This window comes from Vibrio qinghaiensis, assembly GCF_002257545.1.
Classification (GTDB): domain Bacteria; phylum Pseudomonadota; class Gammaproteobacteria; order Enterobacterales; family Vibrionaceae; genus Vibrio; species Vibrio ordalii.
Window position 1 is genome coordinate 452,570 of sequence record NZ_CP022741.1, and the last position, 13,044, is coordinate 465,613.

Consider the following 13,044-nt stretch of genomic DNA (forward strand, 5'->3'; position numbering starts at 1 on the left):
ATCTGCTTGGTTTTGTTTTGGTAACTACTGAATCGATACTCAACATAGTGATCTGCTTTCGATTTGGTCCTAATGAGACTTTGGTCTTGGGAAGGTGAAGATAGGTGAAAAAGCCCCTTATCGTGCAAAAGTTTGGCGGAACCTCGGTGGGTTCAATAGAACGAATCCATACCGTCGCTGAACACATCATTAAGGCGAAGAATGATGGTAATCAAGTGGTTGTAGTTGTTTCTGCAATGTCAGGAGAAACCAATCGACTGTTGGGCTTAGCACAACAAATCGATAGTGTACCAACTGCAAGGGAACTTGATGTTTTGCTCTCTGCTGGTGAGCAAGTGTCTATGGCGCTATTAGCGATGACACTCAATAAATTAGGCTATTCAGCTCGCTCACTAACCGGAGCTCAAGCGAACATTGTGACCGATAATCAACACAATGACGCGACGATTAAAATGATTGATACTCGAACGATTACCGAGTTGCTGGCACAAGATCATATTGTGGTGGTAGCGGGTTTTCAGGGTGTGAATGAGAATGGGGATATCACCACTTTAGGACGTGGAGGTTCTGATACTAGCGCTGTGACGCTAGCGGGAGCTCTTAAAGCCGATGAGTGTCAAATATTCACTGATGTGGATGGTGTTTACACATGTGATCCACGTGTGGTTGCAACGGCTCAAAAATTAGAGATCGTTGATTTCCCGTCAATGGAAGAAATGGCACGTAAAGGCGCTAAAGTTCTGCATTTACCTTGTGTGCAATATGCGTGGGAAAATGAAGTTCCTTTACGCGTATTGTCTACTTTTGATGTAAACGCAGGCAGTCTAATCAAAGGTGAGCAGTGTCATAAAGCAGTATGTGGCATTGCGATTCAACGCGACATGGCGCTTATTACTGTGCAACATGATCATTTCCCGAGTTTAGCCAAGCAGTGCCAAATGCTCGGTGTGGAAGTGTGGAGTGTGATCGAAGAGGCAGAATGGACAGGTGTCATTATAAAACGAGACGCTTGTGCTAAATTAGCTCTGGTTTTCAATGAAAAAATCCGTAATAGTGAGCCCGTTAGTTTATTGACCACGGTAGGTTTACTGGCTCAGGAATTAGTTGAACGCTCATGTGAATTACTGGCAGAACAAGGGATCGAAGTGAAATCCCTTTCGGTTGATAAACAATCGTTAATGCTAGTTATGCTGCCACAACATGTTGATAAGGCAGCAAATATTTTACATGAGGCCTATATAACGTCAGATGAGCTATTAGCTTCTCACCTAAAACATGTCTCTTTAGGGTGAGAGCGCACTAATAGATAGTTTACGAAAATATAACTTTTAGTGGATAATAGCGTAGTTGCAATATAATACAGAGATTACTCAAGGAGCAAAGAATGCTAATTTTGACTCGCCGCGTTGGCGAAACACTAATGATCGGTGATGAAGTGACAGTAACAGTTCTTGGTGTAAAAGGTAACCAAGTGCGTATTGGTGTGAATGCACCGAAAGAGGTTTCTGTCCACCGTGAAGAAATCTACATGCGCATTCAAGCTGAAAAAGGTAATGGTAGTGTTGCACCTAGCAACTACTAATTATCACAAGGTAGGCTAGCGAATTTTGCTGGCCTTTTTTATGCTTTGAAGTCACTGATATGACAGAAAAGTTTAATTTCACAGCGCTTTGATTAAATAGCCAACGGTTGATTTGATTTTTGTCGCTTTTACCAAGAAAGTGTTTGACATATTTTTGGTAAAAAGTAATATGTGCCTCCGCAAGACGGTGAGGTGGCCGAGAGGCCGAAGGCGCTCCCCTGCTAAGGGAGTATACGGTTTATAGCCGTATCGAGGGTTCGAATCCCTCCCTCACCGCCATTCTTGCTTATTTGGTTTAGCATCCAAATAAAGAACAATGTGCGTCCTTAGCTCAGCTGGATAGAGTACCTGGCTACGAACCAGGCGGTCGGAGGTTCGAATCCTCCAGGACGCGCCATATTCTTTCGTAAGATTGAATGTGAAAATGCGGTGAGGTGGCCGAGAGGCCGAAGGCGCTCCCCTGCTAAGGGAGTATACGGTTTATAGCCGTATCGAGGGTTCGAATCCCTCCCTCACCGCCATTTATTGACCATTGGTCAATTTTTTTGTTCAGAAATAAAATTTTTGTGATGTAATTCACATCTTGCGCGCTCATAGCTCAGCTGGATAGAGTACCTGGCTACGAACCAGGCGGTCGGAGGTTCGAATCCTCCTGAGCGCGCCACTTATTGAAAGTTAGTGATACTGTCATTAACTCCGTGCGTCCTTAGCTCAGCTGGATAGAGTACCTGGCTACGAACCAGGCGGTCGGAGGTTCGAATCCTCCAGGACGCGCCACTTATTTAAAGGGTCATTGATCCTGATACTGTTAGCGATTATCGCTGATTAATATCAAAACTTTGCGCGCTCATAGCTCAGCTGGATAGAGTACCTGGCTACGAACCAGGCGGTCGGAGGTTCGAATCCTCCTGAGCGCGCCACTTATTGAAAGTTAGTGATGCTGTCATTAACTCTGCGCGTCCTTAGCTCAGCTGGATAGAGTACCTGGCTACGAACCAGGCGGTCGGAGGTTCGAATCCTCCAGGACGCGCCACTTATTCAAAGGATCATTGATCCTGATACTGTTAGCGATTATCGCTGATTAATATCAAAACTTTGCGCGCTCATAGCTCAGCTGGATAGAGTACCTGGCTACGAACCAGGCGGTCGGAGGTTCGAATCCTCCTGAGCGCGCCATTTATTAAGAAGCCTCGCATTATGCGGGGCTTTTTTATGTTGGTTTTTTGTTGCTATTTTGTTAAATTGAAAATGGCAACTATTTGTTTTATCTTGTTAATCTGCAATGTTTTAACTCCCTCTCAGTATCTGCATCATTTTTTGATTAACGTAGCCGTATTGGCTAGTTAAATGCCCTTCTTAATAGAGAAAATTCAGAGTTTTGTGATTTGTGTGAGTAATTGTTCGCCGATTTTGTGTGTTATCTACAAGAGTCCCTTAAACAAAATTGACAATTATTAACCAATCGAGATAATCCTAGTCCACTTGCCAAGATCGCATTTGTAAAAATGCGTAGCAATTGTTGTCAGGATGACACAAAAAGGAAGCAACATGACTACTATTGGAAGCCTATTAGTTGACGCCGCCACCCTTATGATGACAGGGATGGCTGTAGTCTTTATTTTTCTAACTATTCTCGTTTATCTCGTTCGGTTAATGTCAACCTTGGTACCGGAAGAAGTACCACAACCGATCGCAGCGCCGATTCAACATCGAAAAGTTCAACCAAACCCTTCAGCTGTGAGCCCGCAAATTGTGGCGGCAATTTCTGCAGCAGTGCATCAGCACCGCGCATTAGCTAAATAGCATAGAAAGGATGAAAAGGAGTTTATGAGCATGTCTAAACCACTAGCTATTACGGATGTGGTCCTTCGTGATGCCCATCAGTCACTATTTGCCACGCGCATGCGTATCGAAGACATGCTGCCTATTGCAGCAGAGCTCGATAAGATCGGTTATTGGTCACTGGAAACTTGGGGAGGAGCAACGTTTGATGCTTGCATCCGTTTTCTCGGTGAAGATCCATGGGAGCGTTTACGTTCGCTTAAGCAAGCGATGCCCAACACCCCAATGCAAATGTTGCTACGCGGCCAGAATTTACTAGGCTATCGCCACTATGCCGATGATGTTGTTGAAAAGTTTGTCGAACGAGCTCACGCGAATGGTATGGATGTTTTCCGTATTTTTGATGCGATGAATGATGTTCGCAATTTTGAAAAAGCGGTCAAAGCGACAATTGATGTTGGCGCACACGCGCAGGGCACACTGTCTTACACCACTAGCCCTGTTCATAATTCAGATACTTGGGTTGATCTTGCCAAGCGGTTGGAAGATCTCGGTTGCCACTCTTTGTGTATTAAAGATATGTCAGGGTTGCTCAAGCCGTATGAAGCTGAAGATCTGATCACCCGTATTAAATCCTCTTGTGCCGTACCTTTAGCGCTGCACAGCCATGCAACGACTGGTCTTTCAGCGGCAACAGCCGTTAAAGCGGTAGAAGCTGGTATCGATATTTTGGATACCGCTATCTCGTCAATGAGCCAAACTTACGGGCACACACCAACCGAGACAGTGGTCGCTATGCTTGAAGGAACCGAGCGTGATACGGGCCTGAGCCTGACACAGCTTGAACCGATTGCCACTTATTTTCGTGAAGTGCGTAAGAAATACGCTAAATGGGAAGGACAGTTAAAAGGTGTCGATTCTCGTATTCTTATTGCGCAGGTTCCTGGTGGTATGTTGACGAATATGGAAGGTCAACTAAAAGAACAAGGAGCGGCCGATCGCCTTGATGAGGTTCTTGAAGAGATCCCTCGTGTGCGAAAAGATTTAGGTTTCATTCCCCTTGTGACTCCAACATCTCAAATCGTAGGAACACAAGCGGTGATCAACGTCCTGACTGGTGAGCGCTATAAGAGCATCACGAAAGAAACTGCAGGGGTATTAAAAGGTGAATACGGTGCCACGCCTGCGCCAGTGAATACTGAGTTGCAAGCCAAGGTGTTGGGTAATCTTACGCCGATCACTTGCCGTCCAGCCGATTTGTTGGATGCAGAAATGGCCGTGTTGACCACTGAATTGCTTGAAAAGGCAAAAGCAGAGGGAATTTCATTAGCGGCAGATACGGTGGATGATGTTCTGACTTATGCATTGTTCCCGCAAGTTGGTTTGAAGTTCTTGAAAAATCGTCACAATCCAGATGCATTTGAGCCTGCGCCAACCGTGGAGTCAGCCAAACCTACACCTGCCACCGTTGTGACAAAAGGTGGTATTGAAACCTACAGTGTTAAAGTGGATGGGCAAATTTACACGGTTGAAGTGGGGCCACAAGGCCAGCTTAGCTCAATTGCTGCCAGCCAGTCTCAAGCAGCACAGTCATCGGCCGTGCCGGCAAGTAACAATGCAGAAGCGGTTCCTTCACCACTCGCTGGCAACATTTTTAAAGTGAATGTTCAAGCCGGTTCTGAGGTGTTAGAAGGGGATGTGTTAGTGATTCTGGAAGCGATGAAGATGGAAACCGAGATCCGTGCGGCACGTGGCGGTATTGTTCAAGATCTTCATGTCAAAGAGGGTGATGCTGTGACTGTTGGTGCACCATTGCTGAGCTTAGCGTAAGGGAGAACCATGGACGGATTATTGACCTTATGGTCTGAAACAGGGATCGCTAATTTTCAGCTAGGCCAAATTTGCATGATTTTGGTCGGTTGTTTACTGCTGTTTTTGGCTATTCGTAAAGGCTTTGAGCCACTGCTGTTATTGCCGATCGGCTTTGGTGCGATTTTAGCGAATATTCCGAATGCGGGTTTTACCGAACCCGGCGGTCTGCTTTATTACGTTTATCATGTTGGTATTGAGACGGGCGTTTTTCCACTGCTGATCTTTATGGGTGTGGGCGCGATGACCGATTTCGGGGCATTGATTGCAAACCCTAAAACGTTATGGCTAGGTGCGGCCGCTCAGTTTGGTATTTTCGCCACCCTGTTTGGTGCGATATTACTCAACTATGTGCCGGGTATGGAATTTACCATGGCCGATGCTGCGTCCATCGCCATTATTGGTGGAGCCGATGGCCCAACCGCTATTTTCCTTGCCAGTAAATTATCGCCGGATTTATTAGGTGCAATCGCTGTGGCGGCTTATAGCTATATGGCATTAGTTCCTATCATTCAGCCACCGATTATGAAGGCACTTACAACACCTGAAGAGCGAAAAATCAAAATGGCTCAGCTACGCCATGTTGGGAAGACAGAAAAAATACTGTTTCCTTTGGCGGTGCTATTGATGACGATTCTATTTTTACCGTCAGCAACGCCATTAGTGGGCATGTTCTGTCTAGGTAATTTAATGCGTGAATCGGGTGTGGTTGAGCGTCTATCCAAGACAGCGCAAAATGAACTGATCAATATCGTGACGATATTTTTAGGGCTAGGTGTTGGTTCAAAGTTGCAAGCCGATCAGTTCCTCAATTTGGAGACTTTAGGCATTTTAGCACTGGGCGCTGTTGCATTTAGTATTGGCACGGCTGGTGGTGTATTGATGGCGAAAGTGCTTAATAAATTTTCGAAAGAGGATATTAACCCTCTCATTGGCGCTGCTGGTGTGTCTGCGGTACCGATGGCCGCGCGAGTTGTGAATAAAGTGGGGCTTGAAGCTAATCCACAGAACTTCTTATTGATGCACGCCATGGGGCCAAATGTAGCAGGTGTGCTGGGCTCTGCTGTTGCGGCGGGCGTTTTGCTTGCTCTTGTTGGCTAAGCCTAGACGAGCCAATGGTTATTTTGCGAGCTAAAGATTAACTAGAAGCAATAAAATGGTATATATTCAAAGGGATGCTGAGGCATCCCTTTCTTTTTATCAATAGGGAAGTTTGACATGGATAATAAACAGATCGCAATGACTGAGTTTGGTGGACCAGAGGTGCTCGTTATTCAAACCAGTGACGTTCCTCAACCTAAAGCTGGCGAAGTGTTAGTAAAAGTGGCGTTTGCTGGTGTAAACCCTATTGATGTAAAAACTCGGGCGGGTCTGGGGTGGGCTGCAGCGCAAAACAAAGATAAACTGCCATGGGTGCCAGGTTACGATATTTCTGGACAAGTTGTTGAGGTGGGGGAAGATAATCGCCGTTTTCAAATTGGAGATAATGTGGCGGGCTTTGTTGGGTTTCCGTTGCGTGGTGGCGGTTACAGCCAATATCTGTGTGTGGCAGAAAGCGAACTCAGCCTTGTTCCTGATGCTGTGACCTTAGAAGCCGCAGCTGTGCTGCCACTGGCAGGGCAAACGGCGGCGCAAGCCCTAAATAAAGCGCAAGTGAAAGAGGGGGATTGCGTATTGATCCTCGCGGGCGCCGGTGGTGTCGGGCACTTAGCGGTACAAATTGCTTTAGCAGCAAAAGCCGAAGTGTATACCACGTGCAGCGAACAAAATTTGGATTATTTAGCGACTCTTGGTGCTCATGCGATTAATTACAATTTTGCTCCTGCTTCACAGCGTTTAGAAGAAGTGGATGTGCTGATTGATTTAGTCGGGGGTGATGCGGCTCTCGATGCTTTGAAATGCTTGAAAGATCATGCGCGTGTCGTTACTGTTCCTACTCTAAGTGCTGAGCTTATTTGTGAAAAAGCAAAATTACTTGGTTTTGAAGCCACAGGCATGTTGGTTGATCCTAATCCTGAACAGCTTGATACCATGCTTTATATGGTCAGCGTTGGCTTATTGAAAACGGAAATTCAAGCTGTTTATCCGATGGCTGAAGTGGCTGCTGCTCATCAACAGATTGAAACAGGCCATACTCGAGGCAAAGTTCTTCTTGATATGAAATGTTAGACATTTTTAGCACCTATTTGGAACCGCTCTCGTATTGGTTTGCTGGTTCTGCGCTGTGGGTGCTTTTTTTTAGTGGTTTTCTCAGTGCTACCTTATTACCGGGAAGCTCAGAAGCGAGTTTATTCGCCACATTAAGCCTGAATCAATTTCCTGCATTTGGGATTATCGCCGTTGCAAGCGCTGGCAATACCCTCGGCGGTCTGACCAACTATTGGCTCGGTATCTGGTTGCCTAATCGAACTGAAAGCGAAAAGCACGGTCATAAAGCGTTAGCTTGGCTCAATAAATATGGTTATTGGGTCCTCTTATTCAGTTGGCTACCTGTGGTGGGCGATGTGCTTTGTTTGGCCGCAGGTTGGCTACGCATGAAATTTTTACCTACTTTTGTCATGATTTTGATCGGCAAAGCACTGCGTTACATCATGCTTGCCGCTGTATTCTATGGTTTTTTCTAAGGAGCTGTTATGAGAAAAATTTGGCTAGGTGCCCTTTCTCTTATTGCCATTTACGGCTGTTCATCAACGGTCGCACCTATCGCTTTTTTTTCATCATTACCGAAAGGGGTTACGCTGATTGAGCAAGTGGATGCTCAACCGGGAAAAGTGATGATCCCTTATGCAAAATATCAGCTCGATAATGGCCTTACTGTCGTGCTATCACCGGATCACTCAGATCCTTTAGTGCATGTCGATGTCACTTATCATGTGGGTTCGGCACGTGAAGAGGTTGGAAAATCAGGGTTTGCTCATTTCTTTGAACACATGATGTTTCAAGGAACGGAGCACGTTGGCGATCAAGAACATTTTCGTTTGATCACCGAAGCGGGAGGAACCATGAATGGGAGTACTAACCGTGACCGTACTAATTATTACCAAACCGTGCCTTCAAATCAGCTGGAAAAAGTGTTGTGGCTCGAATCTGATCGGATGGGATTTTTACTCAACGCGGTTTCTCAACGTAAATTTGAGATCCAACGTGACACAGTAAAAAACGAACGTGCACAAAACTACGACAACCGCCCCTATGGCTTGATGTGGGAAAAAATGGCGGAGGCGATGTATGCCGAAGGACACCCTTATTCATGGCAAACCATTGGTTATGTCGAAGATCTTGACCGAGTGGACGTCAACGATCTTAAAGCGTTTTTCTTACGTTGGTATGGGCCGAATAATGCAGTGCTGACCATTGGTGGTGATATTGATGTTCAGCAAACACTTGAATGGGTTAATCAATATTTTGGCACCATACCGGCAGGCCCAGCCGTTGATAACGCACCTAAACAGCTGGCCCAGTTGGCGCAAGATCGTTTCATCACCTTGGAAGATCGCATTCAGCAACCCATGGTTGTGGTGGGCTGGCCGACAGAATATCGCGGTGCTCAAAGTCAAGCCTCGTTAGATGCGCTTGCCAAAGTGTTAGGCAGCGGTACCAATAGTTATCTCTACCAAGCGTTGGTCAAAACTCAAAAAGCCGTCAATGCGGGTGCATTCCAAGATTGCGCCGAATTGGCTTGTACCTTCTATGTTTATGCCATGGCCCCTTCGGGTGAAAAGGCTCAGCTTGCTCCTTTGTATCGAGAGTTAATGCAAACGCTCAGTCAGTTTGAGCAGCAAGGGGTAGATCAGAGTCGACTTGATCAAATTACCGGTATGGCGGAAGCGAATGCGGTCTTTGCGCTGCAAAGCGTATCTGGAAAAGTGACGCAGCTTGCGTCCAACGAAACGTTTTATGGGCAGCCTGATCGCCTAGAGCAGCAATTAGCTCAGATTCATGCGGTCACCCCAGAGTCAATTCAACAGGCTTATCAGCGCTTCATTGCTCATCAACATAAGGTTACCTTAAGTGTTGTACCTAAACATAAAGCCGATCTTGCCGTTCAAAAAGCCAATTTCGTACCACCTAAAAGAGTGCTACCTGAGCATCAAACGATAACCGAAGATCAATTGGCTTATCGCCAGGTTGAAGATCAATTTGATCGCTCAATCATGCCTTCTGTGGCAAAAGGTGTGAAAGCACAAATGCCGACATTGTATGAACTCTATTTTGATAACGGTATTGAGTTATTAGCCACACAAACCAGCGAAACGCCGACCGTGCTAATTAATATCAATTTACCAGCAGGGGAGCGACACGCCGCGCGTGGCAAAGAAGGGTTAGCTAATTTAACCGCGGCGCTACTTGAAGAAGGCTCAACTCGACGCTCAGTGGAAGCGATTCAAGCTCAACTCGACACGTTAGGTTCGACTATCAGTGTTACTGCCAATGAGTATTCGACCAGTATTATCGTCTCTAGTTTGAAGAAGAATGTTGCAGCAACATTGGATGTGGTTGAAGAAGTTTTATTTCATCCTGCTTTCAAAGAGAGCGATTTTACACGGCTGAAACAACAGATGCTGGAAGGGTTGGTTTACCAGCACCAAACACCGGGCTGGCTTGCTTCACAAGCTACTCGTCAAGTGCTGTTTGGCAACTCTATTTTTGCGCGTTCAAGTGAAGGCACTGAGCAATCACTAAACGATTTAACCTTAGAAGATGTAAAACGCTTTTATGCGAAACATTACACGCCACATGGTACGCAAATCGTTGTGGTTGGCGACATTTCCAAAAAAGAGGTCGCTAAACAGTTAACCTTTTTAGGGCAGTGGCGTGGTGAAGCTTCTCCTTTGTTACGTCCCCAAGTGGTGAACTCACTGACAGAGCGAAAGATATATCTGGTTGATAAGCCTGATGCGCCGCAGAGCATCGTCCGTTTTGTGCGAAAAGGGTTGCCTTTTGATGCCACTGGCGAGCTTTTTCTCAGCCAACTGGCTAACTTCAATTTAGCGGGCAACTTTAACAGCCGCATTAATCAAAATTTGCGTGAAGATAAAGGCTACACCTATGGCGCTGGGAGTTATTTCGCGAGCAATCGAGAAGTGGGCGCTATCGTTTTCAATGCTCAAGTACGTGCTGATGCCACCGTAGCTTCAATCGTTGAAATAGAAAAAGAGATGACAACATTCAGTCAAAGTGGCTTAACCGACCAAGAGCTAAAATTTATGCGCCTTGCTGTCGGCCAACAAGATGCACTGACGTATGAAACACCATCACAAAAAGCGCAGTTGCTTAGTAATATTTTGACCTATAGTTTGGATGAAGATTACCTACAGCAACGAAATGAACTGGTAGAAAACGTAAAAAAATCAACGCTCAATAAACTCGCCGCTAAATGGTTTGCACCACAAGAGTATCAAATTATCGTGGTGGGTGATGCGAAAACGTTGAAGCCACAACTTGAAAAATTAGATATTCCCGTAGAAGAGCTTGAAATCATCCGCTAGAGTACACATTTATAGGGGGCAGATTGTTTGCCTCCATTCTACTCTCTTGCTGAGTTAGAGCCGCTTTCATTCGGATCATTCACCTATAAGCGAATCATTATTTTGACTAATTTTGCCGCACGACTTGAACAAGTCACTAAAAAATCAGAAGTGTTTAAGCAGTTTGGCCGAGGCGTTGAGCGTGAAACGTTGCGCTATACCCCGGAAGGCTCGTTAGCTCTGACTCCTCATCCAGAAGCACTCGGCAGCGCATTAACCAACCGTTGGATCACCACTGATTTTGCGGAGTCATTGCTTGAATTTATTACACCAGTCTCTCATGACGTGCCGACTTTACTCTCACAACTGGCGGATATTCACCATTTTGCTCAAACCAAATTGGGTGACGAAAAACTGTGGCCGCTTTCTATGCCTTGTTATGTTGGCAGCGAAGATGATATAGAACTGGCGCAATATGGTTCATCGAATACGGGTAAAATGAAAACCCTTTATCGAGAAGGTCTAAAGCGTCGTTACGGCAGCTTAATGCAGATCATTTCTGGCGTGCATTTCAATTTTTCATTTCCAGAATCATTTTGGGATGCCTTGTATGGCGATCAGACTGAATCCCAGCGCACTGAGACAAAATCGGCAGCCTATTTTGGTGTGATTCGTAATTACTACCGTTTTGGCTGGCTCATTCCCTATTTCTTTGGCGCATCACCTGCGTTATGTTCATCGTTTGTGCGCGGACGTGAAAGCCATCTGCCATTTGAACATATTGGTAAAACGCTTTATTTGCCTCATGCTACCTCGTTGCGCCTCAGTGATTTGGGTTATACCAATAGCGCGCAAAGTGGTTTGAAAATTGGTTTTAATAGCTTGGATCAATATCTAGAAGGGTTGAATCAGGCGATCCGCACCCCATCAAAAGAGTTTGCAGAACTAGGCGTGTATGTCGATGGTGAACATCGTCAGCTCAACAGCAATGTTTTGCAGATAGAAAACGAACTCTATGCACCGATCCGTCCTAAACGTGTGGCCAAAAATGACGAAAAGCCGTCACAAGCGTTAGAGAGAGGTGGAGTCGAATACATCGAAGTGCGTTCGTTAGACGTAAACCCGTTTAGCCCGATTGGTATTACTGAAGATCAAGTGCGTTTTCTCGATCTGTTCCTCACTTGGACAGCTCTTTCCGATTCAGATCCTATGGACAATTGTGAGCTGGCATGTTGGCGAGATAACTGGAACAAAGTGATTTTAGAAGGTCGTAAACCGGGTTTAGAGTTACAAATTGGCTGTCGCGGTGAGAAACTGACGCTGCAAGCGTGGGCGCATAGTGTATTTGATGACTTACGCAAAATAGCGCAAGTGATGGATAGTGCTTGTGGTGGTAACGCATACCAAGCCGTATGCGAGAAACTAAGCTCGTGGATTGATAATCCAGAATTAACCTTTTCCGCTCAACTGCTTGAACAGACTAAACAGTTTGGCGGGCTCGGTAAGGTGGGTTGTGCATTAGGAGCCGAATACCGACAAGCCAACCTGGCACATCACTATCAAACTTATTCTGAGTCTGTGATGGAAGAGGAAGTGCTGCGTTCTCGAGCCGCTCAGCAACAGATAGAACAACACGATACTCAAAGTTTTGAAGAATTTCTTGAAAGCTACTTTTCGTACCTAAAATGATCTCTCGATCATAATCTAACATTGATAGGCAGAGCATCGCTCTTTGCCAAATAAGGAGAAAGCAATGCCATTACTCGACAGTTTTACGGTAGATCACACTCGTATGCATGCGCCTGCGGTACGTGTGGCAAAAAATATGCAGACGCCTAAAGGGGATACAATCACCGTATTTGATCTCCGTTTTACTGCTCCAAACAAAGATATTCTTTCAGAAAAAGGGATCCACACTTTAGAGCATTTATACGCTGGCTTTATGCGCGCGCACTTAAATGGTCATGATGTAGAAATCATCGACATCTCACCTATGGGCTGCCGCACAGGTTTTTACATGAGCTTGATTGGCGCGCCAACAGAAGCGCAAGTGGCGCAAGCGTGGTTAGCGGCGATGCATGATGTGCTAAAAGTAGAGAGCCAAGATCAGATCCCTGAACTAAACGAATACCAATGTGGTACAGCCTCAATGCACTCGTTAACAGAAGCTAAAGAGATTGCTCAAGCGATTATCACGGCAGGTATTGCGGTGAATAAAAATGATGAGCTTGCTTTACCTGAGTCGATGCTCAAAGAGCTGAAAGTGGATTAAAGATCGCCAGATCTGGCCCTTTAAAAACAATTTAAAAACAAAAAGCTTGGCAGTGACCAAGCTTTTTTTCT

General features: G+C 45.5%; 10 protein-coding genes and 8 tRNA genes. All 18 read left to right on the forward strand.

Annotation, left to right across the window (positions count from 1 at the left end; translation table 11 throughout):
* Positions 1 to 104 precede the first annotated feature (104 nt).
* On the forward strand, positions 105 to 1,292 hold the full coding sequence (locus tag CCZ37_RS02265; protein WP_094499644.1) for an aspartate kinase: 1,188 nt from the start codon (positions 105 to 107) through the stop codon (positions 1,290 to 1,292).
* Positions 1,293 to 1,384: 92 nt separating this feature from the next.
* On the forward strand, positions 1,385 to 1,582 hold the full coding sequence (gene csrA / locus CCZ37_RS02270) for a carbon storage regulator CsrA (RefSeq protein WP_010320440.1): 198 nt from the start codon (positions 1,385 to 1,387) through the stop codon (positions 1,580 to 1,582).
* 186 nt (positions 1,583 to 1,768) lie between these two features.
* Positions 1,769 to 1,861 (forward strand) — tRNA-Ser (locus CCZ37_RS02275).
* Positions 1,862 to 1,902: 41 nt separating this feature from the next.
* Positions 1,903 to 1,979: transfer RNA gene (locus CCZ37_RS02280), tRNA-Arg, on the forward strand.
* Positions 1,980 to 2,010: 31 nt separating this feature from the next.
* Positions 2,011 to 2,103 (forward strand) — tRNA-Ser (locus CCZ37_RS02285).
* A gap of 66 nt (positions 2,104 to 2,169) precedes the next feature.
* A tRNA-Arg gene (locus tag CCZ37_RS02290) sits at positions 2,170 to 2,246 on the forward strand.
* 36 nt (positions 2,247 to 2,282) lie between these two features.
* A tRNA-Arg gene (locus CCZ37_RS02295) sits at positions 2,283 to 2,359 on the forward strand.
* A gap of 66 nt (positions 2,360 to 2,425) precedes the next feature.
* A tRNA-Arg gene (locus CCZ37_RS02300) sits at positions 2,426 to 2,502 on the forward strand.
* 36 nt (positions 2,503 to 2,538) lie between these two features.
* Positions 2,539 to 2,615, forward strand: a tRNA-Arg gene (locus tag CCZ37_RS02305).
* A 66-nt stretch (positions 2,616 to 2,681) separates the two neighbouring features.
* Positions 2,682 to 2,758 (forward strand) — tRNA-Arg (locus CCZ37_RS02310).
* A gap of 372 nt (positions 2,759 to 3,130) precedes the next feature.
* On the forward strand, positions 3,131 to 3,385 hold the full coding sequence (locus CCZ37_RS02315) for an oxaloacetate decarboxylase subunit gamma (RefSeq protein WP_094499645.1): 255 nt from the start codon (positions 3,131 to 3,133) through the stop codon (positions 3,383 to 3,385).
* Positions 3,386 to 3,409: 24 nt separating this feature from the next.
* Positions 3,410 to 5,194, forward strand: a complete 1,785-nt coding sequence (oadA, locus tag CCZ37_RS02320) for a sodium-extruding oxaloacetate decarboxylase subunit alpha (protein WP_167372369.1) — start codon at positions 3,410 to 3,412, stop codon at positions 5,192 to 5,194.
* 9 nt (positions 5,195 to 5,203) lie between these two features.
* Positions 5,204 to 6,334, forward strand: coding sequence for a sodium ion-translocating decarboxylase subunit beta (locus CCZ37_RS02325; RefSeq protein WP_010319513.1), 1,131 nt, complete (start codon positions 5,204 to 5,206; stop codon positions 6,332 to 6,334).
* A 117-nt stretch (positions 6,335 to 6,451) separates the two neighbouring features.
* Positions 6,452 to 7,402: an NADP-dependent oxidoreductase gene (locus CCZ37_RS02330; RefSeq protein ID WP_094499647.1), complete on the forward strand. Its 951-nt coding sequence runs from the start codon at positions 6,452 to 6,454 to the stop codon at positions 7,400 to 7,402.
* A complete protein-coding gene (locus tag CCZ37_RS02335; RefSeq protein ID WP_094499648.1) occupies positions 7,396 to 7,857 on the forward strand; it encodes a YqaA family protein in 462 nt (153 codons plus the stop codon). Before CCZ37_RS02330 ends, CCZ37_RS02335 begins: the two co-directional genes overlap by 7 nt.
* Positions 7,858 to 7,866: 9 nt before the next feature.
* The gene (locus tag CCZ37_RS02340) at positions 7,867 to 10,722 is read left to right on the forward strand and encodes a M16 family metallopeptidase (protein ID WP_094499649.1); all 2,856 of its coding nucleotides are present in this window, start codon (positions 7,867 to 7,869) and stop codon (positions 10,720 to 10,722) included.
* A gap of 102 nt (positions 10,723 to 10,824) precedes the next feature.
* A complete protein-coding gene (gene gshA / locus CCZ37_RS02345; RefSeq protein WP_094500782.1) occupies positions 10,825 to 12,390 on the forward strand; it encodes a glutamate--cysteine ligase in 1,566 nt (521 codons plus the stop codon).
* A gap of 64 nt (positions 12,391 to 12,454) precedes the next feature.
* Positions 12,455 to 12,973 (forward strand): S-ribosylhomocysteine lyase, encoded by a 519-nt coding sequence (gene luxS, locus CCZ37_RS02350; RefSeq protein ID WP_010319518.1) that lies wholly within the window; start codon positions 12,455 to 12,457, stop codon positions 12,971 to 12,973.
* Positions 12,974 to 13,044: the final 71 nt, after the last annotated feature.